Annotated in this window: 21 protein-coding genes; 7 read left to right on the forward strand and 14 right to left on the reverse strand. The window is 63.1% G+C overall.

Translation table 11 applies throughout. The features are described 5' to 3' along the window. Nucleotides 1–61: 61 nt before the first annotated feature. Both C8N35_RS00195 and C8N35_RS00200 read left to right on the forward strand, forming a co-directional pair. Nucleotides 62–1,234 (forward strand): FIST N-terminal domain-containing protein, encoded by a 1,173-nt coding sequence (locus C8N35_RS00195; RefSeq protein WP_107987633.1) that lies wholly within the window; start codon nt 62–64, stop codon nt 1,232–1,234. Beyond that, the gene (locus tag C8N35_RS00200) at nt 1,231–3,567 is read left to right on the forward strand and encodes a hybrid sensor histidine kinase/response regulator (protein WP_107987634.1); all 2,337 of its coding nucleotides are present in this window, start codon (nt 1,231–1,233) and stop codon (nt 3,565–3,567) included. Before C8N35_RS00195 ends, C8N35_RS00200 begins: the two co-directional genes overlap by 4 nt. On the opposite strand, the gene C8N35_RS00205 is transcribed toward C8N35_RS00200, so the two are convergent. Next, the gene (locus tag C8N35_RS00205) at nt 3,489–4,193 is read right to left on the reverse strand and encodes a response regulator (RefSeq protein ID WP_107987635.1); all 705 of its coding nucleotides are present in this window, start codon (nt 4,191–4,193) and stop codon (nt 3,489–3,491) included. The two genes, C8N35_RS00200 and C8N35_RS00205, sit on opposite strands and share 79 nt — an antisense overlap. Nucleotides 4,194–4,733: 540 nt before the next feature. Here C8N35_RS00205 and C8N35_RS00210 point away from each other — a divergent pair. Both C8N35_RS00210 and C8N35_RS00215 read left to right on the forward strand, forming a co-directional pair. Next, nucleotides 4,734–5,654, forward strand: coding sequence for a DUF1402 family protein (locus tag C8N35_RS00210; protein WP_245926696.1), 921 nt, complete (start codon nt 4,734–4,736; stop codon nt 5,652–5,654). 232 nt (nt 5,655–5,886) lie between these two features. Continuing rightward, a complete protein-coding gene (locus tag C8N35_RS00215; protein ID WP_107987637.1) occupies nt 5,887–7,014 on the forward strand; it encodes a 5-methyltetrahydropteroyltriglutamate--homocysteine S-methyltransferase in 1,128 nt (375 codons plus the stop codon). Between the two features lie 506 nt (nt 7,015–7,520). Here the strand turns inward: C8N35_RS00215 and C8N35_RS00220 are convergent. The 3 genes from C8N35_RS00220 to C8N35_RS00230 form a co-directional block, all read right to left on the reverse strand. Beyond that, entirely contained in the window at nt 7,521–8,588 is a 1,068-nt protein-coding gene (locus C8N35_RS00220; RefSeq protein ID WP_107987638.1) for an alkene reductase, read from the reverse strand. A gap of 114 nt (nt 8,589–8,702) precedes the next feature. Beyond that, nucleotides 8,703–9,122 carry a winged helix-turn-helix transcriptional regulator gene (locus C8N35_RS00225; protein ID WP_107988978.1) on the reverse strand — a complete coding sequence of 140 codons (420 nt, stop codon included), beginning with the start codon at nt 9,120–9,122 and terminating at the stop codon, nt 8,703–8,705. Nucleotides 9,123–9,558: 436 nt separating this feature from the next. Then, the gene (locus C8N35_RS00230) at nt 9,559–10,899 is read right to left on the reverse strand and encodes a phenylacetate--CoA ligase family protein (protein ID WP_107987639.1); all 1,341 of its coding nucleotides are present in this window, start codon (nt 10,897–10,899) and stop codon (nt 9,559–9,561) included. A 573-nt stretch (nt 10,900–11,472) separates the two neighbouring features. Between C8N35_RS00230 and C8N35_RS00235 the strand changes: the two genes are divergently transcribed. The 3 genes from C8N35_RS00235 to C8N35_RS00245 all read left to right on the forward strand — a co-directional run bounded on the left by C8N35_RS00235 (nt 11,473) and on the right by C8N35_RS00245 (nt 13,671). Further along, a complete protein-coding gene (locus C8N35_RS00235) occupies nt 11,473–11,910 on the forward strand; it encodes an FKBP-type peptidyl-prolyl cis-trans isomerase (RefSeq protein ID WP_107987640.1) in 438 nt (145 codons plus the stop codon). Between the two features lie 126 nt (nt 11,911–12,036). After that, nucleotides 12,037–12,504: a hypothetical protein gene (locus tag C8N35_RS00240; protein WP_170121970.1), complete on the forward strand. Its 468-nt coding sequence runs from the start codon at nt 12,037–12,039 to the stop codon at nt 12,502–12,504. Between the two features lie 153 nt (nt 12,505–12,657). After that, nucleotides 12,658–13,671 (forward strand): D-cysteine desulfhydrase family protein, encoded by a 1,014-nt coding sequence (locus C8N35_RS00245; protein WP_107987642.1) that lies wholly within the window; start codon nt 12,658–12,660, stop codon nt 13,669–13,671. A 10-nt stretch (nt 13,672–13,681) separates the two neighbouring features. Here C8N35_RS00245 and purU read toward each other — a convergent pair whose 3' ends face one another. The 10 genes from purU to C8N35_RS00295 all read right to left on the reverse strand — a co-directional run bounded on the left by purU (nt 13,682) and on the right by C8N35_RS00295 (nt 24,795). Further along, a complete protein-coding gene (purU, locus tag C8N35_RS00250) occupies nt 13,682–14,542 on the reverse strand; it encodes a formyltetrahydrofolate deformylase (protein WP_107987643.1) in 861 nt (286 codons plus the stop codon). A gap of 140 nt (nt 14,543–14,682) precedes the next feature. Next, nucleotides 14,683–16,296, reverse strand: a complete 1,614-nt coding sequence (locus tag C8N35_RS00255; protein ID WP_107987644.1) for an ABC transporter ATP-binding protein — start codon at nt 16,294–16,296, stop codon at nt 14,683–14,685. A 2-nt stretch (nt 16,297–16,298) separates the two neighbouring features. Beyond that, the gene (locus tag C8N35_RS00260; RefSeq protein WP_107987645.1) at nt 16,299–17,435 is read right to left on the reverse strand and encodes an ABC transporter permease subunit; all 1,137 of its coding nucleotides are present in this window, start codon (nt 17,433–17,435) and stop codon (nt 16,299–16,301) included. A gap of 4 nt (nt 17,436–17,439) precedes the next feature. Then, on the reverse strand, nt 17,440–18,363 hold the full coding sequence (locus C8N35_RS00265; RefSeq protein WP_107987646.1) for an ABC transporter permease subunit: 924 nt from the start codon (nt 18,361–18,363) through the stop codon (nt 17,440–17,442). Between the two features lie 44 nt (nt 18,364–18,407). Next, complete coding sequence (locus C8N35_RS00270; RefSeq protein WP_210203410.1) at nt 18,408–19,991, reverse strand: peptide ABC transporter substrate-binding protein; 1,584 nt, start codon at nt 19,989–19,991, stop codon at nt 18,408–18,410. Between the two features lie 621 nt (nt 19,992–20,612). Continuing rightward, nucleotides 20,613–21,368, reverse strand: coding sequence for a GntR family transcriptional regulator (locus tag C8N35_RS00275; protein ID WP_107987648.1), 756 nt, complete (start codon nt 21,366–21,368; stop codon nt 20,613–20,615). Between the two features lie 630 nt (nt 21,369–21,998). Then, on the reverse strand, nt 21,999–22,730 hold the full coding sequence (locus tag C8N35_RS00280) for an SDR family oxidoreductase (protein WP_107987649.1): 732 nt from the start codon (nt 22,728–22,730) through the stop codon (nt 21,999–22,001). Between the two features lie 20 nt (nt 22,731–22,750). Beyond that, nucleotides 22,751–23,545: an alpha/beta fold hydrolase gene (locus tag C8N35_RS00285; RefSeq protein WP_107987650.1), complete on the reverse strand. Its 795-nt coding sequence runs from the start codon at nt 23,543–23,545 to the stop codon at nt 22,751–22,753. 7 nt (nt 23,546–23,552) lie between these two features. Beyond that, nucleotides 23,553–24,488, reverse strand: a complete 936-nt coding sequence (nudC, locus tag C8N35_RS00290) for an NAD(+) diphosphatase (protein WP_107987651.1) — start codon at nt 24,486–24,488, stop codon at nt 23,553–23,555. Between the two features lies 1 nt (nt 24,489). After that, nucleotides 24,490–24,795 carry a YciI family protein gene (locus tag C8N35_RS00295; protein ID WP_107987652.1) on the reverse strand — a complete coding sequence of 102 codons (306 nt, stop codon included), beginning with the start codon at nt 24,793–24,795 and terminating at the stop codon, nt 24,490–24,492. Nucleotides 24,796–24,826 lie beyond the last annotated feature (31 nt).

Genomic DNA, 24,826 nt, shown 5'->3' on the forward strand with positions numbered 1-24,826 from the left:
GCCGACAACGAGCCGGAAAAGGCGTGAGCCTTGAGCGGCGCCCCGGGGAGCGAACGTGGCCATGTCCATTGCCGAGGCCGACATCACGCGCGAGACACGAGCGCCCGTCGTCTGCCGGGCCTGGTCGAAATCGCGCAACCCGGCCCGCATGCTGGAGGAACTGAAGCAGGGGCTGGGCGCGTGCAATCCCGCACTGATCGCGCTCTTCGTCTCCTCCAACCTGCCTTACGAGGACGTTGTCGCCCCGCTTGCCGCCGCCTACCCTCAAGCCGAGCTCGTAGGCTGCACCACAGCCGGCAGCCTCACCTCGTCCTATTACGAAGGCGACGGCGCGGTCGCCGTTGCCTTTGACCGATCGGCATTCTCCTTCGAGATCTGCCTGTTGCAGAAGCTCGGCGCCTTTTCCATGGCCGCTGCCGGCGAGGCGATCGAGGCGGCCTATTTCCAGTTGCTGCGCAAGCTCGATCCGGACCAGCAGAACTTCTTCGCCATGCTGCTCGTCGACGGGCTGTCGCGGCGCGAGGAAGAGATCGCCGCCTCCACCTATGCCGCCCTCGACGAAGTTCCGATCTTCGGCGCATCGGCCGGCGACAATCTCAATTTCGACACCACCCAGATCTTCCTGAACGGACGGGTGCTGGAGGATTCCGCACTGGTGGTGCTGGGCGCCTCGTCGCGGCCCGTGGAGGTGTTCAAGCTGGAGCACTTCCGCCCGACCGAGGACCGCGTCGTGGTCACCAGTGCCGATCCCGAACGCCGGATCGTCTGGTCGATCAACGCGGAGCCGGCAGCCGACGAATACGCCCGCCTCATCGGCGCAGATGTGGCCGCTCTCACGCCGGAGATATTCGCCGCCAATCCGCTGCTCGTGCGCGTCGGCGGCGAATATCACGTGCGCGCGATCCAGAAGGTCACCTCAGACGGCGCGCTGCATTTTTTCTGTGCGATAGACGAGGGCATCGTGCTCACCCTCGCCCATCCGGAGGACATGCGCGACAATCTCTCCGAGCACATGGCGCGGCTTTCGCAGCGAATCGGCGGCGTGGAAGCGGCGCTGTGCTTCGACTGCATCCTGCGGCGGCTCGAGGCGGAGCGTCTCGGCATTACCGGCGACCTCATCGACATTTTCGACAAGTTTCGCATGATCGGCTTCAACACCTATGGCGAGCAGTACCGTTTCCTGCATCTGAGCCAGACGCTGACAGGGCTCGCCATCGGCGGGGCGCGAACATGAGTTCCCGCGAGCCCCCACCCCTCTCCCGCCGCCAGCTTCAGGAGCGCATGCGCGTGCTGGAGGTGGAGAACGTCAAGCTCCGGACCATCCGCGATGCGCTGATCCGGCAGGTCGACCGCAGCCACGATTTCACCGGCAACGCCTTCAAGCTTTTCCAGTCGGTAGCGGAACTCGAGACCAACGTGGAAAAGCGCATCCAGCGCGTGGCGCGCGCAATGAACGAGGCAAAGGTCGCACGCCGGCAATTGCAGCAGGCAATCGACTCCATCGGCGAGGGCTTCATTCTCTACGACACCGACGACCGGATCGTGCTGTGCAACCGCCGCTACCGTGATTTCTTCCCGGCCCTTGCCGATATCCTCGTACCGGGCACCCATTTCAACGAGATCGTGGGCCGGGCGGCGGAGACGGGCGCGATCGTGGAGGCTGTTACCGACCCCCAGGCCTGGCTGGCGGCGCGCGTCGAGCGGCACCGGCGCAAGCACTGCCAGTTCCAGCAACTGCTGTCCGACGGCCGCTGGATCCAGATCAGCGAGCGCGATACGGAGGAAGGCGGACGCGTCGTCATCGTCTCCGAGATCACACACTTCAAGCGCCTGCAGGAGGCGCGGCGGCTCAACGACATGGCCAAGCAGTCGGACCTGCTGGTCGCCACTGTCGCCTCGATCGCGCAAGGAGTCGTGGTCTTCGATGCGGAACTCAGGCTCGTCACCTGGAATTCGCAGGCGGCGATGCTCTTGAACCTTCCTTATGTCGACATGCACCCCGGCCTGGGGGTGCGCGAGCTTCTGCGCCTCGTATGGAGCCACGGAGCTCGTATTCCCCGGGCCCGCAAGGACGAGGCGCGGACCTGGGTGACCAGCGTCGACCAGCGCTATCCGCTCCGGCTCGAGATTTCCTATCGCGGCGGACGGGTTGTGGCCGCCAATTTCCGCTCCATGCCGGATGACGGTTTCGTCATCACGCTCACCGACGTCACCGCCCAGAACGAGGCTGCCCGACTGCTGGAGCGTTCCAAGGAGGAGCTGGAACGGCGCGTGGAAGAGCGCACCAGCGCGCTCACCCAGCTCAACACCGCGCTTCACGACGAGGTACGCCGGCACGAGGCGACCGCGAAGGATCTGGAGCGTGCGCGGCGGGCAGCCGAAATGGCGAACCTGTCGAAGACCCGCTTCCTGGCGGCCGCCAGCCACGATCTGTTGCAGCCGCTCAACGCGGCGCGGCTCTATCTTTCCGCGCTCGACAGCGCCAGCTTCGTTTCCGCCGAGGCGCGCGAACTGCTCAGCAACGTCACGCAGGCCTTTCATTCGACCGAGGACCTGCTGAGCGCGCTGCTGGATATTTCGAAGATGGATGCCGGTGGCTACGAGCCGCAGCTTGCCGATATCGCCGTGGGCGACCTGTTCCGCACGCTGGAGACCGAGTTCGGCGCGCTGGCGCGGCAGGGCAAGCTGAAGCTCACCGTGGTTCCCTCTTCCGCCATCGTGCGCTCCGACCCGCATCTGCTGCGCCGGATCGTGCAGAATTTCCTGTCGAACGCGCTGAAATACACCTCTTCCGGCGCCATCGTGCTGGGGGTGCGCAAGCGCGGCGATACGGTGGCGCTGGAAATCCACGACACCGGGCCCGGTATCGCCCGAGAGCATCACCAGATGATCTTCGAGGAATTCCGCCGCGCCTCGATTGGCGGAGAGACGCGGCCGGGCGGGCTCGGGCTGGGACTTGCCATCGTCAAGCGGGCGGCGGGGCTCTTGTCGCACGAGATCGAACTGGATTCAGAGCCCGGCCGCGGATCGCGCTTCGCCGTGATCGTGCCGCTGGCACCCGAACGGCCGGCAGCGGAGCCAAAAGCCGTCACGGATCGTAACGCCGGCCCGGAAGACGCCGCCGACAACGACCGGGAACAGGGCCCCCTCTTCGTTTTGGAAAACGACAGTGACGTCGCCAATGCGATGGTTCGCCTGCTGAATGCCTGGCAGATGGACTGCGTTACGGCACCAAGCTATCCGGCATTGCTGAGACGGGCCCGGCAGGAAGGGCTGGTGCCGCGCGCGATCATCGCCGACCTGCATCTGGACGGGGATGTCGACGGGATCGACGCGATCATCCTTCTGCAAGCGCATCTCGGCCGGCAGGTGCCCGGCATTCTGATCACCGCCGACCGCTCGCAGGAGATCCGCCGGCGCGCGGCGGACAAGTCCATCGAGTATTTCTCAAAGCCCGTGAAGCCCGGCCAGTTGCGCGCCTATCTCGCTCACCTGTCGGCGGCGAGCTCCGCGACCGGCCTGGAAGCCGACCCGGAAATCGAGTTGGAAACCGGCCCGATCGCCTGATCGAACACGCCACCTTGCGCCATCAGCACGGCCTGCATGCGCGAGGAGACGTCGAGCTTCTTCAAGATAGCCGAGACGTGTGCCTTCACCGTGCTCTCGCTGATCGAGAGCTCATAGGCGATCTGCTTGTTCAGGAGCCCCTCGCCGAGCATCCGCAAGACGACCGATTGCTGCGGGGTCAGGGTGCGGATTGCCCCGACGGCGTCGTCGCGCTCACGACCGCGAAGCGTGCGCACCCCGAGCGGCGACGAGAAGACCGTTTCGCCGGCCAGAACGGAGCTGACCGCATCGACAATTTCCGCCGCACTCGCCTTCTTGTTGAGGAAACCCAGCGCACCGTGGCTGGACACGAGTTGCGCAAGTCGCGCGTCCTCAAGGCCGGACAGAACCAGCACCGGCACGCGCGGTGCCGCGCCGCGAAGCTGGCTCAGCCCCTGGAACCCGTCGACATCGGGCAGTTTCAGGTCAAGCAGGACGAGATCGATATCGTCGCGTTCCTTGACGATGGCCATGGCTTCGGCACCGGAATGAGCCTGGATCACACGGCAATCGGTGATCTCGCCCGTCAACGTGGCTTCAAGCGCCGAACAGACAAGTGGATGATCATCCACGATAAGAATAATCATGAAATCGCCCCTCCCAAGGCGTCCGCTCAAATCACACGCGGAACTGCATTATCATTGGCGACAGGATAGGGCTTCGCCGCCTTGCGACGCAAGCGCTGACACACTCGGTACGGGTGCCGACGATAAGGATGAGGGGCGGCGCGCGCACCCGTGACGAACCATAGAGACAAATGTCAGGCGCCGGATACCACACTGTGCCTTCGAGGACGCAGTTCGGCGCGAAAATGCCGGAAATTCAGGCGCCCCCCTGCGACATCGACGCGTTTTAGGCTATTAGTTCTCTTCGATTCGGATGACGCCGTTCGACGGGTCCTTGCCCGTGCGTATGTTTGAAGCGGTGCGACCGGCCCGCCGGTGCGGTATTCCGGATCCGTTTTCACTGGCGTTCAAGTTCCCACTGGCGTTCAGGTTTCTTTCGGCAGAGGTCGGGATTTTCAGATGCGGCTTTCGAGACTTTGTCAGGCCTTGCAAACGGCGCGCGTATGCTTCTTGCGGTCAGCCGTTGCGGGCAGCCTCCTCCTTGCGCTCGTCGCCGCTTCCATGTTCGCGCCATCGGCTTCGCAGGCCGGCGGCCTGACCGATGTGCCGACAGGCAACCGAAACGCCACGCAGCCCAACATTCCCTTCGCCTCCGCCCGGCGCACGGCCGCGCTCAAATCCAGCTACGATCGGAAATTCGAGAAGGTGCTCGGCGTCCTCAGGCGTGACAGGAGACTGCTTTCGTCGATCAAGCAGGTGGCGGCGCGCTACAAGATCGATCCCGTCCACATGATCGGGGCGATCGTCGGCGAGCATACCTACAATTACGACACGCTCGACAGCGCCCAGGGCTACTACATCAAGGCGGCCGCGTATGCGGGCCTCGATATCAGCTTCCAGTACGGCAAGGAGCCGGTGGAGGCATTCGTCAAGCGCAAGCAGTTTGCCCGCTGCCATTCCGACAAGATGCAGCGCAACAGCAACGTGAAATGGTCGTGCTACGAGCGCGTCTGGAACAACAGCTTCCGAGGCCGGACGGTCGACACCGTCAGCTACCCCAACCAGACCTTCAACCAGACCTTCTTCCAGCCGCTTTTTGCCGGCCAGAGTTTCGGTCTCGGCCAGTTGACGCCCCTGACCATCCTCAAGATGTCCGACCGGGTGCACAAGGTCAGCGGCTTTGAGAAGCTGGAGCCCTCCGACGCGCTGGAGATCTACCAGGCGGCGATGGACCCGGACAAATCGCTCCACTACATGGCGGCGGTCATCCAGGATGCCATCGAGGCCTACAAGGACGTGGCGAAGGTCGATATCTCCACCAATCCCGGCATCACGGCGACGCTCTACAATGTGGGAGCGCCGTGGGAACGCGCGATGCGCTACAATCGCGCCCGCCAACAGGGCAAGGTTCGCTGGCCGGAGGAGAACTATTACGGCTGGCTGGTCAACGACCGTCTGAAGGATCTTCAGGCGCTTCTCTGACACCGGCGCGGCCATATCCTCCATCGCTCTTTTCCCAAATCGGCCATCCTGAACCCGCCGGCCCGCGCGGCGCGCGAGCTTGCGCCTTCAAAACAGGGTTCCCCGCAGCCCGCGTGGACAAGAGTCGGCGTGGTGCGCCTTGTCAGTCCTCCTCGCGCTGGCCTATGGTCGCCGCACCCTTACATCGTGGCAATTTCAACAAGCCTCGAATACTGCGAACTGGAGGAAACTGATGACCGAACCCGTCACCGGCGCGCCGTATCGCGCTGACCACGTCGGAAGTCTTCTGCGCCCCGACAGCGTCAAGGCCGCGCGCAAAGCCTTCTACGAAGACAAGTCGATTACCGCCGCCGACCTGAAAAAGGCAGAGGACGCGGCGATCATCGACGTCATCAAGATGCAGGAAGAGATCGGGCTGAAGGCGGTTACCGACGGCGAATTCCGCCGCTCCTTCTGGCATTACGATTTCATGGGCGGTCTGTCGGGCTTCGACCTCGACGAGCGCGCCGAGGGCGTGCAGTTCCACGGCGTGAAGCTGCGCCCGATTTTCCCGACGATCACCGGCAAGCTCGACTTTCCCGACGATCATCCGATGATCGAGCACTACAAGTTCGTCGCTGCCAACACCAAGGTGCAGCCGAAGATCTCGATCCCCGGTCCGTCCTGCTGCCACTTCCGCACCGCGCCGGAGGACATCGCGCCGGCCGAATACAAGGACCTTGATGTCCTCTTCGCCGATCTGGCGAAGACCTATGCCAAGGCTGTGAAGGCGTTCTACGCGGCCGGCTGCCGCTATCTGCAGATGGACGACATCTTCTTCGCCTATCTGTGCGATCCCAAGCACCGCGAGGACAAGAGGAAGCTCGGCCAGGATCCCGACTGGCTGATCGAGCGCTATGCCTGGATGATGAACGAGGCGATCAAGGACCGCCCGGCCGACATGAAGATCGGCATGCACCTGTGCCGGGGCAATTTCGTGTCCACCTACGCGGCCGAAGGCGCCTACGATCTGGCCGCCGACGCGATCTTCAACAAGACCGGCATCGACATCTATTTCATGGAATACGATTCCGAGCGCGCGGGCTCGCTGGAGCCGCTGAAGCTGCTGCCCAAGGGCAACAAGCGCGTGCTGCCGGGCTTCATCACGACGAAGACGCCGGAGCTGGAAAGCCTCGACGACCTGAAACGCAAGTTCGACGAGGCCGGCAAGTACTGCGACATCAACCAGCTCGGCATCGCCCCGCAATGCGGCTTTTCCTCGACGGAGGAAGGCAACAAGATCACCATGGACGACCAGAAGAAGAAGCTGGAGCTGGTGGTCAAGACGGCCGAGGCGATCTGGGGCGGCGTGGACAAGTAAGCCGCTGGTTGGATTTGGCTGAGAAGATGTGAGCGACCCCTGCCGGGAGGTGGGGGCCGTTTTTTTGTGGGGAGGGCAGAAATGGGGCCGGAAGCAGACTGGCTAATTTCGGCTTGGAATTCGCGATGACTGCCGATTGGAAGCCATACTCGTCAATTCATCCCGTTGGGCCGTTCCAGCACATAACCGCGCTGCCCAAAAGCGGACATGAATCTGCGGGCCGCTATCGGTTTGAACCGGGTCGTGCCCCGCGAAGCGACTGTTCGGCGTACAGGCTTAAGCGGCTATTGGTTGCTGACTAGAGCAAATCCAGGATAAGTGGAAACCGGTTATCCGTCCGGATTTGCGTAAAAACAAAGACTTAGAGCCAAGATCCGATTCCGTTAGGAACGGATCTGCTCTAGCGGATCGCATTAGGGTGCGTAGAAGTGAAAATCACCACCCCGTCGCTCTCTAGTCTTTGAAGAGGGGCGACGGGATGGCGAATGAAGCCTAAGCGGAAAGCCTCAGGTGAGGGGCGGGTAGTCCGTGTAGCCCTGCTCGTCGCCCACATAGTAGCTGGATGGATCAGACGGCGCCAAGGCGACGTTTTGACGGAAGCGTTCGGGCAGATCCGGGTTGCTGATGAAGAGCGTTCCGAAAGTCACCGCGTCGGCCAAGCCCGTCGCGATCGCCTGTTCGCCGGTTTCTCGGTCATAGCCGATGTTTACGACGAACAAGCCGGAGAATCGCTTTCTCGCTTCGGGCGCCAGCGGCTTAAGACCATCTGGAAGCTGGGCCGGTTCCATGAAGTGAAGCATGCCCACCTTCCTGGCCTCGAGAGCCTCGACGGCAAACATGTACGTGCCTTCCAAATCACTATCGCCCATGTCGTTATAAGGAATCCGAGGCGAAAGCCTCACCGATACGCGGGAGGGCCCAAACACCCGGATGGCAGCGTCGGTCGCTTCGAGCAGGAAGCGGGCGCGGTTCTCGATAGACCCACCATAAGCGTCAGTTCTCTTGTTAGGACCGTCTTCGAGGAACTGGGCCGGGAGATAGCCATTGGCACCATGCACTTCAACGCCGTCGAAACCTGCGGCCTGGGCTGCGCGCGCGGCGGCTTCGTAGTCTAAAATCGTACTGTGGATCTCCTCTAAGGTCATGGCCCGGGGGATGACGGTCGGCTTCGGCCCTTCGGGTGTAAAGACTTGGCTCTTGAAGGGCACCGCCGAAGGTGCGACCGGTAAGGCTCCGTCATGAAAGTCCGGATGAGACGCGCGGCCCGTATGCCAGAGTTGCGCAAAGATAAGGCCGCCGGCGGCATGCACGGCCTGGGTGACCTTCCGCCATCCTTCTATCTGTTCGGTGGTATGGATTCCGGGTGTATTCGTCCAGCCGATCGCTTGCTCGCTGATCTGCGTGCCTTCCGAAATGATCAGGCCTGCCGAAGCACGTTGGGAGTAGTAGAGTGCGGTCAGATCGTTTGCTACGTGGTCGGGCGATCTGGCCCTTGTCATGGGAGCCATGAAGACACGGTTCTTGAATTCGAACGTGCCGGTTTTCAGCGGTGTCAGTAGTTTTCGGTCTGTCATTTGACGCTCCAATAAATCTAGATGCCTAGATATATTTTTTAGACCTGGCGTCAATTAGGCACCTCAGATCGCCTTAGTAGGGCTGAGGAAACCTGCTATCCGGCTTGACGAGACTTAACCCGAGCGTTTTCCCAACTGAACACCGCTGAAGCCGTCATCCGATTGTCGCGCATCGAAGGCTTCGCGTGCCGCATTGACATCCGAGAGCTTGTCTAGCGTCCACTGGTGAAGTTGGCGCAATGGCTTTTGCAAGGTGCGGCCCAGCGCGGTGATCTCATACTCTACGGCTACCGGTGAGAGGGAAATGACGCGGCGGGTGATTAGCCCATTGCGCTCGAGTTTGCGCAGGCATTGTGTAAGCGCTTTCTGACTAACGCCCTCCAGTCGCCTCCGAATAAGGTTAAACCGATGAGGCTTGTCGGACAGGACCGTCAGTACCATCGTGGACCATTTGTCGGCGATCTGATCGAAGAGGCCCCGGCTCGGGCAGTCCGATGAGAAGCAAATCGGATCCAATTCCGTGACATCGCGCATCTTATATTCATCCAAAATTAGTGTTTCGGGCATGCTGGTGTAACATCTATACTTAGTTCCTCTCAGTGGCGTTGGCACGGAAAAAAGTCGGAATGCGGCTTAAGGTGAGCACAGGAAATATGGTCCCCCACGAACTTTCGGACGATGGCTGACGCGTCAGGATGCTTATGCCGGTTCAGCGCCAGCTCAGCGGATCAACACTTCCACTCTGGCACGGCAATGCCGCCAGGAAGCGCCCATCCCAACGCACTTCAGAGAAGCTCTGGAGCCGCAGTTGGGCGGATAGCTGCTATCAGACCAAACCTCATCGAACGGCAGGTTTCAGGCTTCTCGATGGGCTTGTCCAACGCCCGAAACGAAGGCGCGAAGCAGCCGCGCGTATCTACTGCCCCGCGACGCCCGCCTCCCGGGCGTCGCGGCTCGTGCCTCTTCTCGCCTACGCCGTCCAGACCTCCCCGCGTTTGTCCTCCACGCGCTTGGCCTTGTGGGTGGCGCGCGGCAGGGTATCGGCGTCGAGGATCGAGATTTGCGCGCCCACACCCGTCACCGCCTTGATGTGATCCTTCAGCCGCTTCTTCAGCTCCTCGTCGGTGCCGTTGAAGCCGTGGACGCGTTCGGCCTCCACCGTCAGCCGGTCGAGGTGATCGGGCCGGTCGACGATCAGCCGGTATTCGCCGGTGAAGTCGCGATCCTTGCGGATGATCGCTTCCACGTCGGAGGGGAAGATGTTGACGCCGCGAATGAGCAGCATGTCGTCGAGCCGACCGTGAACGCCCATCAGGCGCTGGCTGGTGCGCCCGCAGGCGCACGGCTCCTCGGTAAAGGAGACGATGTCGCCGGTGCGGAAGCGAATGAGCGGGCGGGCTCGCTTCTTCAAGGTGGTGAGCACCATCTCGCCGCGCTCGCCGGGCTTGACGTGCTCGCCGGTCTCCGGGTCTACCACCTCCACATGGATGTGATCCTCCGCCCAGTGCAGGCCATTCTTTTCCTCGCACATCCCGGCGCAGGAGCCGAAAATGTCGGACAGGCCGTAATAGTCGTAGACATCGGCGCCCCACAGTTCCTCGATGCGGGCCCGCGTCTCGGGGATCGAGCCGCCCGGCTCGCCGGCCACGAAGATGCGCTTGACCGCCAGATCCGTCTTCGGGTCGATGCCCTCCCTGATCGCGGTCTCGCCCAGATACCAGGCGTAGGACGGCGTGGTCCACATGGCGGTCGCCTGGAAATTCTGCAGCATGGTCAGCAAACGTTCCGACGGCACGGTGCCGGCGTGGATGGAGAGCGCGCCGATCTTCTGCGCGCCCAGAACACACGGCCCGCCGATGAACAGCGAGAAATTGAGCGAGTGGCAGTAGCGGTCTTCCGGCCTCAACCCCGACGACCAGAACTGTCGCGCCTCGTAGTCCATCCAGTCGTCGAAATCGCCTTGCGTGAACGGCGAGACGGTGGGAACGCCGGTGGAGCCGGAGGAGGAGGAGACGTAGACGACCTCCTCCTCGGGAACGGCTGCGACATCACCAAGCAGGGGCAAGGCCTGCTGGCGCTCGCGCAAGGTGGCCTTGTCGATGGTCGGAAAGCGCCTGAGATCGTCCAGCGTCTTCACGTCGTCGGGATGGACGCCGGCGGCGGCGAAACTCTGCCTGTACCAGGGAGAGTTGGCGTAGGCGTGGGCCAGATGCTTTTTCAGGAGCTCAAGCTTCATCGTCTCCCATTCGGCCCGGCTCTGGGTTTCGAGCTCCGGATCCCAATAGGGGCGATGGTCTGCGTTCTGTTTCATCAGGTCCTCGTGGTCGCGAACTTGCGGGGACGATGCATGCGGGAAGCGAACAGCACCGTGGCGGCCGGGCCGGCCAGACGATCTCGGGGAAAAGGCAGCGCGGGCAGCGGGCGGGAGGAAGCCCACATGTCGCCGCGCGACGCTCGGGTCGAACGATGAAGCCTCAGGCGGGGCAAGGGCTGCCCCGGGCCGGGATCGCAGCGGGTGAACTTCGCAATGAACGGGCCGGGTTCTGGAGGGCAAATTGGGCCAAAACGGGAGATCAGCCCATCAGGCGCGTGCCCGATACCCCGATCCGCCCACACCCTTGCCGGACGCACCGACGCCAAGGTCAATCACCCAGCAGGGCACTGGCAGAAGTTCGTATGTAATTATGCTAGCATGTTAACCGCCGGGAGCCAAATTTCCGTGAAATTCCGATCCGTTCGAGCCCGTCCCGACCGTTTCGGGCGCGGTTTTTCCGCGCACCGGCCTTTACATCGCCCTATTAGCCCCTAGGGTAGAGGGCAGTTTCATTGGATTGTGCGAAATTCGCGCTCCGGAGAACAACCTTCCAAGACGAAAGAGACTCTCATGAGCGAAGTGAAGACTGGCGACACCGTGCGGATTCACTACAAGGGAACCTTGAGTGACGGTGCCGTTTTCGATTCCTCGGAGGGACGGGACCCGCTGGAATTCACCGTGGGCGCCGGGCAGATCATTCCGGGCCTCGACAAGGCCCTGCCCGGCATGACCGAAGGCGACGAAAAGTCGGTCACCGTGCCGGCTGCGGAAGCCTATGGTCCGGTTGATCCGGCAGCCAGGCACGAAGTGCCGCGCGACAAGATCCCGGCCGATATTCCGCTCGAAATCGGCACCCAGCTTCAGGTTCAGACCTCCACCGGGCAGGTCATGCCGGTCAAGGTGGAAGAGGTCACCGAGGAAAAGGTGGTGCTCGACGCCAACCATCCGCTGGCCGGTCAGGACCTGACCTTCGACATCGCGCTGGTGTCCATTTCCAAGGCCGCCTGACGAACGTTCGTACGAACCGAACCATTGGCGTGATCGCCGCCGCGCGAGACGGAGCGGCGATCACCTTTACAGAATTTCCCGCGGGTACAGATACAGAATTTCCTGCGGGTTTGGCGGTTCGCGCAAATGCAGGGCAACGCGACTTTGGTTCATCTGCCGACCATATCTGCCATTTTCAGAATTTATAATATTCCTTCGCAAGAGACTCTCATGCTTTCTCGTTTCCGATCACGAACAATAGCGCTGAGCATTCTTGCCGGCGTGCTTTTCGTCTCAGGTCCGGCCGCAGCGGAATCGTTCAACTCGCTCAAGACCTCCGGTTACAAGACGAGCAAGATGACTCAGAACAAGGCCGGCCGTACCGGGTGGTATCTGACAGGCGAGAACAACCGTTTCTTCTGCCCGCTGACAGCCCGATACGTCGTCTTGAACGGACAAACCCTGGGATTTATCCAACCGAGCGGCCGCATCATGGAGCTCGATCGTGCCGTTTTCGAAAAAACCGCCGGCTACACCATCACCGAACCGCATATCCGAGATCTGCGCGCCGGACGACCGCATGCGAAGTTCGTCGGGCGCTGCCTCCGCCAGTGAAACCAGATCTTCGAGGGACTTCCCGATAACTTTCACCGGTCTGCGCAAGGGCCGGGGCCGCGTCATTTCTTAGCATCCGTCGGTGGCGGCTGGGCAACAACCGCAGGATCGGTCACTGTGGTCGCAGTGTCCCCCTTCGGAGCCCGGCAGATCATGTCGCTTCCCCGCGCCTCTCTCGGCTTCTTTCCAACCCCCGTTCATCCGCTGGCGCGCCTTGAAAGGAGGCTCGCCGCGCAAGGTCCCCGCCCCTCCCTCTTCATCAAGCGCGACGACCAGTCGGGCGTCGCGATCGGCGGCAACAAGGTGCGCAAGCTGGAGTTCCTGATCGGCGAAGCGCTCGCGAGGGGCTGCGATACGGTGGTGACGGCGGGCGCCCAGCAATCAAACCATTGCCGCCAGACGGCGGCGGCGGCCGCCATGAGCGGGCTTGAATGCCACCTTGTGCTGGGTGGCGAGAAGCCATCGAGAGTGACCGGAAACCTTCTGCTCGACCAGCTTTTCGGCGCGCAAATCCACTGGGCGGGCGAGCATCGCAAGGGCGAAGACCTGCCGCGCCTGGTCGAGACGCTCGAGGAACAGGGCCGCACGCCCTGTCTGGTGCCCTATGGCGGTTCCAGCGCCGTCGGGGCGTCCGGTTTCGTCGCCGCGATGGACGAGTTGAAGGCGCAGATCAGGGCCGGCGAGATCCCCGCACCGACGCATATCCTCGTCGCTTCGTCCTCCGGTGGCACCCATGCCGGAATGGTGGTGGGCGCGGCCCTCAACGATCTCGACACGACCATCCACGGCATCGCCATCGACAAGGAGGAGCACGGCGGGGGCACGTATGCGGACTGGCTCGTCGGGCTGACCAACGAGACGGCGGCACTGCACGACCTGCGCAAGCACCACGCCCGCATCGATGTTTCGCTCGACGAGCGGTTTCTGGGCGGCGGCTACGGAGTGGTCGGCGATCTCGAACGCGAGGCGATCGCGCTTCTGGCGCGCACGGAGGGCATTCTTGTCGATCCGGTCTATACCGGCCGCGTCTTCGGCGCGCTGCTGGCGATGATCCGCGCCGGCGAATTCAGCGAGGACGACCGGGTTCTGTTCTGGCACACGGGCGGCACGCCGGCGGTCTTCGCCTATGCGGAAGAACTGGCGATGCGGCCGGCGTCGGACACGTGAGCCCTCGCGCTTACGAGAACACCACCGTCTTGATGCCGTTGATGAAGACCCGGTGTTCGCAATGGGCGATGACGGCGCGCGTCAGGACGCGGGATTCGATGCCGCGGCCGATGGAGACGAATTCGGCGGCCGAATTGGCGTGCGTCACGCGTTCGGCGTGCTGCTCGATGATCGGGCCCTCATCAAGGTCGGTCGTCACGTAGTGACCGGTGGCACCGATCAGCTTCACGCCGCGCTCATGCGCCCGGCTGTAGGGCGCAGCCCCCTTGAAGGCCGGCAGGAACGAGTGGTGGATGTTGATGATCTTTCCCGGATACCGGCCGCACAGTTCCTCCGAGAGGACCTGCATGTAGCGCGCCAGAACCACCAGATCGATGTTTTCGCTGTCGATCAGATCGATCAGCTGCGCTTCGCGTTCCGCCTTGTTTTCCTTCGTCACCGGCCAGTGGTGGAAGGGCAGCCCGTAGTGCTCGGCGCAGGAACGCGCCTGCTCGTGGTTGGAAACGATCGCGACGATCTCGGCCGGCAGCGATCCGATATGCCAGCGATAGGCCAGATCCTGCAGGCAATGGTCGAACTTGGAGACCATGATCAGGATGCGCGGCTTGACCGCCTCGTCATGCAGCGCCCAGTCCATGCCGAAAGCGTTGGCGACCGGGGTGATCAGATCTTCGAACGAGGAGAGCGGCTTCGTCGTCGGCGCGGTGAAGCACACGCGCATGAAGAACAGCCCCGTCTGGAGATCGTCGAACTGCGCGCTTTCCAGAATGTTGCCGCCGCCCCGCGTCAGCGCGCTGGCGACGCCAGCGACGATCCCCGGCCGGTCGGGGCATTGCAGCTTGAGGACGTAGCGGGGAACGGTTTCGGTCATGGCGGGTCAATCGATACGAGGATGAAACGGGCCCCGTATTTAGGTCAGTGCAGCCGCGAATGCACGGGAAAATCGAAGCCGTGTCCGCCGATCGGCGGATACCGGTCGGCGGGCAGGCGTCGTCGGGTTCATCCCGCCCCCTACCCGGGAAGCGTCGCCGCCTCCACGAGAAGGCGGGTATAGGGGCGTTTCGGATTTTCAAAGATGTCTTCGGCCGTGCCCCGCTCGACAACGCGGCCGTGCTGCATGACCATCACCTCGTCGGCCATGGCGCGCACCACCGCAAGATCGTGCGAGATGAACAGATAGGTCAGTCCATGGGCAGCCTGCAGGCCGCGCAGGAGTTCGATGATCTGCGTCTGCACGGTGCGGTCGAGGGCCGATGTCGGTTCATCGAGCACCACCAGCCGCGGTTTCAGCACCATCGCGCGGGCGATGGCGATGCGCTGGCGCTGGCCGCCCGAGAATTCGTGCGGGAACCGGTTGCGCGTCATGGGGTCGAGCGCCACCTCTTCCAGCGCCTGACAGGCCCGGGCATCGCGTTCGCGCGAGGACAGTGCCGGTTCATGCACCAGCAATCCTTCCGTCACGATCTGCCCCACCGTGAGGCGCGGGCTCAGCGATCCGTATGGATCCTGAAAGACAAGCTGCATCTCCTTGCGCAGGCGGCGCAGCGATTTCGGCCGGATACCGGAGAGATCCGCGCCTTCGAAGGTGATCCTCCCGCTGGAGGGCACAAGGCGAAGGAGCGCGCGGCCGAGCGTCGATTTGCCGGACCCGGATTCGCCGACGACCCCCAGTGTCTGCCCTTCCTTCAGGATGAGGTTGACGCCGTTGACGGCCACGAAACGGCTCGGCGGCGCGAACATCCCGCCGTCGACCTCGAACGAAACGGAGACTGCCTCGGCCTCCATCAGCAAGGGCGCGCAAGCTGGTGCCGGCTCCTTTCGCCCGGAGGGTTCGGCATCGAGCAGCTTGCGCGTGTAGGCGTGTGCGGGGGCGGCGAACACCCGGTCCGTCATCCCCTGCTCCACCACCGCACCCTCCTTCATCACCGCGACGCGGTCGGCAAGCCGGCGCACGATGTTGAGGTCGTGGGTGATGAAGACGATGGCGAGCCCCATACGCTCCTGCAGATCCCTCAGCAGATTGAGGATGCTCGACTGGGTGGTGACATCCAGCGCGGTGGTCGGCTCGTCCGCGATCAGAACGTCCGGGTCGTTGGCAAGCGCCATCGCGATCATCACGCGCTGGCGTTGTCCGCCGGACAGTTCGTAAGGATAGGAGGCGGCACGGCGCTCCGGCGCGTCTATGCCGACCAGCCGCAACAGGCCCAGCACCCGCTCATGCGCGGCACGCCAGGAAAGCCCGCCATGCTCCACCAGCGGCTCCGACATCTGCCGGCCGATCGTGTAGAGCGGGTCGAGCGAGGTCATCGGCTCCTGAAAGACCATGGTGAGCCGCGAGCCGCGCAGGCGGTTGAGTTCGCGTACCGGCAGCCCGAGAATTTCCTGCCCGCGATAGGTGACGGAGCCGGAGACGCGGGCATTGGCCGGCAGCAGCCCCATCGCCGCCATCACGGCCTGGCTCTTGCCCGAGCCGCTTTCGCCGACGACGGCCAGCGTCTCGCCGCGCGCCACCTCCAGATCGATGCCGCGCACCGCCTCCACGGGCCCGTCGGGCGTATCGAAGGTCACGCGGAGGTTTTTCAAGGCGAAGACGGTTTCAGTGGTGGCAAGAACGGGGGCCTCCATCGTCAGCGCTCCTTCGGATCGAGCGCATCGCGCAACCCGTCGCCCAGGAAATTGAGGGCAAACAGTGTCGATGTCAGGAAGGCGGCGGGAAAAAGCAGCAGGCCCGGCATCGCCTCGATGGAGCGCGCGCCCTCCGCGATAAGGACGCCCCAGCTCGTCATCGGCTCCTGCACGCCGAGACCAAGAAAGGAGAGAAAGCTCTCCAGCAGGATCACCTTGGGCACCAGCAGCGTCATGTAGACGACCACCGGCCCGGCAAGGTTCGGCACGATGTGGCGTTTGAGGATACCGCCGGCGGTGACGCCCATGGCCTCGGCCGCTTCCACGAACTCGCGCCGCTTCAGGCTCAGCGTCTGGCCGCGCACGATACGGGCCATGTCGAGCCACTCCACCGCGCCAACGGCCAGGAACATCAGCACGAAATTGCGTCCGAACAAGACGACCAGCAAAATCACGAAGAAGATGAAGGGCAGCGCGTAGAGGACGTCGACGGTGCGCATCATCAGGGCATCCACAGTTCCGCCCAGATAGCCCGCGACCGCGCCCCAGGTCACGCCGATGAACATGGCGACGAGGGTCGCGAGAAGGCCGATGGCCAGCGAGATACGTCCGGCGAAGAGCGTGCGGGTCAGGAGATCGCGGCCGGCCAGATCCGTACCGAAGAGAAAGTAGATCCGCTGGACATCGGCCACGATTCGACCGGACTGACCGTCGGCGGAGATATCCGCCATCCGCGCGTTGGAGAAGAGATCGTTGCGATCGACATACCGGGTGATGCGGGGGTCGAGCGGACGGCCGGGAGACGACACCTCGATGCTGGCCGTTTCCCCGGCGAGAGAGACGCTCCCCAGATCGAGCCGTGTGCGGGAGAGCGCCTTTTTCAGTTCGGGCGCGATGTCGTCTTCGTGTGGATAGGGCGTCAGACTCGCCGGAACCCGGACATAGGCCCGATAGACTTCGTCATAGGCATGGCCCGTCACATGCGGACCGATGGCGCAGACGAGTGACATGAGAATGAGGAAGACAAGGCTTGCCATGGCCGCCCTGTTGGCGCGAAGGCGCCGCATCGCATCGGCGCCGAGAGAGCGGCCGGATACGGGGTGACGCGCAGCGGAACCGGACAGACGTGCGATGCTCATCGGGTCACCCGTAGCGCACGCGCGGATCGATCAGGGCGTAGATCAGATCCACCACGAGATTGAAGAGGATGACGAAGCAGGCGATGACGACGACCGTGCCCATGACGAGCGTGTAGTCGCGGTTGAGCGCCGCCTGCACGAAATAGCGCCCGACGCCCGGCACGCCGAAAATCGTCTCCACCACGATGGAACCGGTCATCAGTGCGGCGGCGGCCGGTCCCGCATAGGAGACCACCGGCAGGATCGCGGAACGCAACGCATGGGTGACGACGACCGTCCACCATCTGAGGCCGTAGGCGCGCGCGGTGCGCACGGGATGGGAGGACAAGGCCTCGATCATGGCGGCGCGGGTGAGCCTGGTAACGACGGCGACCTGTGGCAGGGCCAGCGTCACGATGGGCAGGATCTTGTAGGCGAACGCTCCGTCGCCCCAGCCGCCCGCCGGCAACCAGCCGAGCCACACGCCGAAGACGAGCGAGAGCAGCGGAGCGACGACAAAGGGCGGGATGGTGATGCCCAGCGTCGCCACCGTCACCGCGCCGAGATCGACGGGGCGGTTGTGTCTGAGGGCGGCCAGCGTGCCGAGCGTGGTGCCGATCAGCAATGCCAGCACCAGTGCCGAGCCCCCGAGCTGGACGGAAATCGGCAAGCCGGAGGAGAAAAGCTGGGCGACGGAAAAATCACGGTAGACGAAGCTCGGGCCGAAATCGCCTCTCAGCAGATTGCCGAGATAGCCGAGATACTGCTGCCAGAGTGGAGCGTCGAGGTGATAGATGCGGTTGAGGTTCTCCATCACCTTGGGCTCCAGCGGCCGGTCCAGATTGAACGGACCGCCGGGCGCCAGCCGGATCAGAAAAAACGCCGCGGTGATGATGACGAACAGTGTCGGGATCGCCGCGAGAAGCCGGTTCAAGGCGTATTTCAGCATCGTCAGGCCTCCAGGCCGCCACGCATGCGAAGGGGTCCGCCGGATCAGTTCTCCTTCGCCATATACCGTGTCAGGTGCTTGTTCTGGACGTTGTCTTCCCAGCCCTTGAGTTTCTGAGAGACCAGGGAATGGGACGAGTAGAACATAAGAGGAATGAAAGGCACGTCGCGCATGAACATGGTTTCTGCCTCATGCAGGATGCCGGCGCGCTTTTCCAGGTCCTGCTCCACCGCCGCCTTGTTCATCAGCGCGTCGTAGTCGGGATTGGCGTAGTTGGCGTAGTTGAACCCGGGATTGTCCGAGCGCACCATGAACAGGAAATTCTGCGGGTCCGAATAGTCGGCGATCCAGGCAGCGCGGGCGACGTCGAAATCACCCTTGTCACGCAGATAGGCATAGTGCGAGGCACCGTCGCGATTGATGAGCGAAGTCTCCACGCCAATCGCCTTCCACATGTCGGCGATGGCGACCGCGGTGTTCTTGTGGTTTTCCGACGTGTTGTAGGAGATTTCCACCTTGAGCGGATGGCCGGGGCCGAAGCCGGCCTCCTTGAGAAGCGCCGCCGCCTCATCCTCGCGGTCGAGCATCGGCTCGTCCTTGAAGGCCGCGTAGGCCGGTTCGCCATAATTCGAAATGCCGGGCGGCACGAAGGAATAGGCCGGCAGCATGGTGTCCGCCCAGATCTCCTCGGCGAGATAGACACGGTCGATCGACATGGAGAGCGCGCGGCGGACACGCACGTCGGAGAACGGCGCCTTGTCTGTGCGGATGGCGTAATAATAGGTGCCGAGATAGGGCGGCGTCCTGACCTGATCGCCGAACTTTTCGCGCAGGCTGGCCATCTGGTCGGTCGGAAGGTCCGAACAGCTGTCGATCTCGCCGGCCTCGAACCGACGCACACAGGCCGAACGGTCCTCCATCGGATAGTAGATCACCCGGTCGATCTTCACGTTCGCCGCATCATGGTAGGTCGGGCTCTTGTCGAGCACCACCTTGTCGTCGGGCGTGAACTGGGTGAGCGTGTAGGCGCCGTTCGTGACCATGTTTTCCGGCCTGACGAAATCGGAGCCGTATTTTTCCACGCTTGCGGGATGGACGGGCAGCCCCGTCTGATGGGTCAGAAGTTCCAGGAAATAGGGCGTCGGCCCTTCCAGGGTGATTTCGAGCGTGCTGTCGTCGATCGCCTTCACGCCCAGATCCGCAGGCCGCGCCTTGCCCTTGTTGACGGCTTCGGCATTCTTGATGGGATAGAGGATGTTGGCATATTTCGCGCCGGTTGCCGGGTCCATGATGCGGCGAAGCGAGTAGACGAAATCACCGGCCGTCACCGCATCGCCATTCGACCATTTCGCATCACGCAGATGGAAGGTGTAGACGGTGCCGTCCTTCGATATATCCCAGCTTTGCGCCATGCCGGGGGAGACCCGGGCAGCGGCGTCATAGACAAGCAGCCCCTCGTAGAGATCGGCCAGAATATTGGCTTCCGAGACGGTGGAGGTCTTGTGCTGATCGAGGGTTTCGGGATTGGAGTCGTTGCCGCGGTGATAGACAACGTCCGCACGGACCATGCCGCCTGCCGAAAACAGCAGCAGCGCCGCAAACAGAACGCGCCAGAAACCGGTCTTCATCATGAAACCTCCCTCTATATCCCAACGCCCAGACACAAAGCCTCTCCCGTTTGGGCAGCGAGCGCAACCCGGGGCCGGCACAGGTCATGGACCACACTCTCGCGCCGGGATTGCCGCTGCCGCAATACGCACCGATCGTCGCAGGTGCACGTCGTCCCGGAGCTTCAACGCGAAATCGATCAGGAATGGTTACTTGTCGCCCACGCGCTTCCAACCTAACGGAAAATCCCCTATTCAATTTTGTATTACACGATATTTTCCTGATTTGAATTTTCAAGAACATCTTTAAATCAACATGTTGTCGGACATGAGTGCCTGGTTGTTGCAGAGAATGATTTTTCTCCCCGAAACAACTTCCCGCCCCGCGCATTTATCTGGCATCACGAACCAAAACGAGCGCGATGGCGCGGCGCGACAAGGCCCTCGCGACGCGGAGCTGCTGCGGACATGCGCCACCTGGACGCGGCGCTTGCGGGGAGACCATGCCCGGACAACCGGGACGATCGGCGCATCAGATCATGGCGGGCATGCCCGCCATGATCTGATGGCCAAACTGGCTTCGCTTTCAACGCACGGGATTCCCCGCGAGCGATGCCACCTTGTCCAGCCCGCCGGCGGACATCACGACAATACCGGGCAACCTTCCGGTTCGTGCCGCGACGTCTCCGCCGCCGGTACATTCAAACGTCTGCGCAGGTTCTGAGGCTCCGCGTGCGCGACATAGAGCCGGCCAATGGCCTGGGGAATGATGTCGTCGAGCATCTGCACCTGTCTCTGGATGTTGCGGTAGATGACATCCAGCGAACCGGGCAGATCGCGAGCCCGCAAGTGCCGTTCGAGCTCGCTCGTGTATTCCCGGATGCGTTTGGCACCCTCCTCGGAAGCGGCATAGATCGACCAGATATAGTGCAGTTTGTCGTTCACGTTTTCATAGATGCGCAGGATTTCCCGGTTCCCGACCGCCCGCAGAACCGTGCGGCAGACGGGCAGGTTGTCTGCGGAAGCCGCCTCGCTCTGGCCAGCGGCAAGAATATCCTCGATCTGGTGACGAAGGTCCGAGCTCAGCAGGAAATGCAGGGAACTGACAGCCAGAGAGCCGCGCAGGACCAGCAAATCGGTCAATTCCTCATGGTCGATGGCCCGGTTTTGAAATCCGCGTCCGTTGAGCTGGATGATCAAGCCTTCGTAGAGCAACCGGTTCAAGGCCTCACGCACGGGCGTGACGGAGACGTTCAGGCGATGGGATACGGCCTCTATGAGGATCGGCTGCCCGGGCAGGATCTCATAGTTGATCACCATCTCCTTTAATCGCAAATAGGTCCGGTCGACTGCTTTCAAGGACCGCTTGTCGGGATCAGATTCAAGAATATATTTCATGTACTTATCCACCAAAAATAGCAGCTCCCCCGATTGACTGCGCCAATCGACATCGCCCGCGATCCGAGTTGCAGAGACCAGATCAAATTGATCGTCGCGTGCTCAATTGCACGACCTGACACACTCGGTCTTGAGACGATCTAATAAACATATACCAAGCTGCTGCACTGCAACAAGATGCATAAAGGCCGAGCCGGCCGCATGACGACAGCCGTTGGCATCGCCCGTTCTACCGCGTGCCGCCGCACGGGCGTGTAGAGGAGACGTCGGCTTCGGGTTAAGCGCTGAGGGCACTCGTGCCCCTCCCCCTACGGCGGATGTCCGCATGTCGCCGACCTGCCGGCAGGTTCAGATCCGCGCGACGTCGGGAACAGGATGGGGGCGCCGCTGCAACCGTGTCGATTGCGACAAGGCCGGCCCCGACATTATCGAGGGGAGCACGCCAAGAGGCGGCACGGCCGGCTTGCACGAGCGCGCAAGTTGGCCCGGCGCCTTGAATGCGTGCGTATTCTCGGCAGTCAACCGTCATCACCGGAGCCCGGACCGCGACGGCTCCCTCGCCCCGAGACTTTTCCCGGAAGCCCCCGCGCTCTCTCGCGGAGCGCGGAGCGTTTGCGGGCCGTAAGGCGCCTATTGCAGGCGCCAGGCTTCGAGCGTCAGGCTGGAAACCAGCGCATTCGGCGAGGTCGACAGCATGTAGCGCAGCGCCGCAACCACGTCGACGGGTTGCAGCATGATCGCGCACTGCTCGTCGGTGAAGGTCACATGGTCCTTCATCGCCTCGCGGAACGGCGTATCCACGATGCCGACGATCAGGCTGGAGACCTTGATGCCGCTCGATGCGACATCGGCCCTCAGTGAGGCGGTGAAGCCCTCGACCGCATGCTTCGACGTGGAATAGGCCATCATCTTGGCGTTGCCGCGCACGCCCCAGATCGAAGACACGTTGACGATGCAGCCGGCCCCCGCCTCCTTCATCGCGGGCACGACGGCACGCGCGGCGAGGAAGTAACCCTTCACGTTGGTCGACATGACGCGGTCCCACTCCTCTTCCGGGCAGGTCAGAACGCCGCCGAAGCGGTTGATGCCCGCCAGGTTGACCAGCATGTCGATCCGTCCGAACCGCGCCAGCGCCTCGGACGCGGCGGCTTCCACCGCCTTGCCATCCGTCACGTCATGGGCCTGCAACAGAATGCGCGCGTCATCCCAGCCGCCTTTCGCGGCCTTGGCCCGCAGCCCCTCCAGGTCGGCGCTCTGCAGCACCAGACTGGCCCCCTCGTCGTAGAGACATTGGCTCAAAGCGGCGCCGATACCACCGCCCGCGCCCGTGATCAGGACGATCTTTCCGCTCAGTTCGCTCATGGTTTCCTCGCCTTGTCGCTTCACGCCGCAACCTGGGGAGCGGGCATGTATTCGACGAGAAAATCCTCCATCGCCGCCGCCAGCACCCTGGGCTGCTCGAAATTGGGGATATGCGCGGCTGAGGACAGCTGGATCAATCGGCCGCGCCGGGCCTCAGCCAGCTCCCGGCAAGCCGCAAGCGGCGTCGAGACGTCCGTGTCGCCGACAAGGACGAGCGTTGGCACGCGGGTGTTTTCGGGCTGTCGAAGGTCGGCCCCGGCCAGAGCCTCGGCACAGCCGGCAAAGCCCTCGATGGACGTGCGGCGCAGCATCTGACGCAACCCGTCCGCCTCCACCGTGTCCAGAAAGGCCGGGGTGACCCATCGTGACACGATGCCCTCGACCATGTGGTCGAGACCGCGCTCGCGCACCTCCCTCGCCCGTTCGATCCAGGCTTGCGGCGAGGCGGTGATCAGCGAGGTATCGACAAGGATCATGGACAGGAGCCGGTCCGGCGCCAGGTCGGCGAGCCTCTGGGCGATCATGCCGCCGATCGATACGCCCGCCACAGAGAAGTCGCCGATACCCAGTTTGCCGGTGATCTTCAGGACATCGTGGGCCAGATCGTCCAGAGAAAAGGGAGACGATCCCGCTTCGCTCAGCCCATGGCCGCGCATGTCGAGGCGCAGCAACCGGTAGCGGCGCTTAAGCGCGGCGAGCTGCGGATCCCAAAGATGCAGGCTGGTTCCAAGCGAATGCAGCAGGACCAGTGTCGGCGCGCCGTCGGGCCCCTGGAGATCGACATGAAACGTCAGGTCATCGGTTTTCACGAACATCGCGGTATCACCTCTGGTTGGGGGTAGCGGAGGAGCGCGCCAGCCAGTCGCGGGCGAGCTGATGGGCAAGCGAAATCGCGCCCGGCATCCGCAGCTGTCCGTTTTGCTCCGCACGGTCCAGCATCTCGCCGATCTCTGCGCGCCGGAACCAGCGCACCTCGGCGATCTCGGCGTCGTCGGCGCGTGCGGCCTCCCGGTCGGCGACGTGGCCGATGAACCCGACGGTGACAGCGTGGGGAAACGGCCAGGGCTGCGAGAAGCGGTAATCAAGTGCCGTCAAGGAGACATTGGCTTCCTCAAGGGTTTCGCGCCGCGCCGCCTGTTCCAGCGTCTCCCCCGGCTCGGCGAAGCCGGCAAAGCCGCTGTAGAACCCTTCGGGAAAGCGCGGCTGACGGCCGAGCAGACACCAGTCACCATCGACCGGCAGCGTCATCACCACCAGATCGAGCCGGGGAAAGTGCTCCTGGCCGCACCCCTCGGCCACGCAACGCCGGGCAACGCCGTTTTCGCCGAGAACCGTCGGTGCGCCGCAGATCGGGCAATGCCGGGCCCGGCGATGCCAGTTCAACAGAGCCGCCGCGCGTGCGGCCAACGCCGCCTCGTGAGGAGGAAGCTGGGGGCCGAGCTGGTGCAGACCGACCGCCATGATCCCCTCGACCTCTCCGCCATCGGGTTGCAAGCCGGTACCGAGCAGATGGGCCTGCACACTGGCCTCCTGCGCACGGCTGACAGTGACGGAAATTTCAGGCGGCGGGGCTGGCATCGCAAGCTCCGGCTCCGTCACGAGCCGGGGACCGGATGGCGTGCGCCGCACGAGTGGCGCAATACCTCCGCCCTGGGGGACGAAATAGAGCGATGCGACCACCTCCCGGCCGGCATCCGCGGTCTCTTTGCCGGCGCCACCGCCGGCAAAGATTATGTCGAGAAGAGCAGCGGCCATCATGTCAGCCGACCTCGGCCGCCGTCGAGATCGTCTCGCGCGACATCTTGAAGGCCGAGATCTTGACCTTGGTCCACACACCCGATGTCACGAACGGATCGGATTGCATCTGCTTTTCGACCTGCTCGCGCGTGTCGGCTTCGAAAACCAGCAGACTGCCGGTGCTCTTCTGCCCGTCGTCCGAGATCAGCGGTCCAGCCATGACCATCCGGATCGGCGTGGCATTGAGGTGCTGCGAATGCGCCGAGGAATTCTGGCTTCGCTGTTCGGCGACATCGTCGCCATCTTCACACCAAACGGCCCAATACATGAACTTACTCCCTTTCGTTCGCTGGGGGGCT

It is taken from the genome of Breoghania corrubedonensis, assembly GCF_003053845.1.
In the GTDB taxonomy this organism is placed as follows: Bacteria; Pseudomonadota; Alphaproteobacteria; order Rhizobiales; family Stappiaceae; genus Breoghania; species Breoghania corrubedonensis.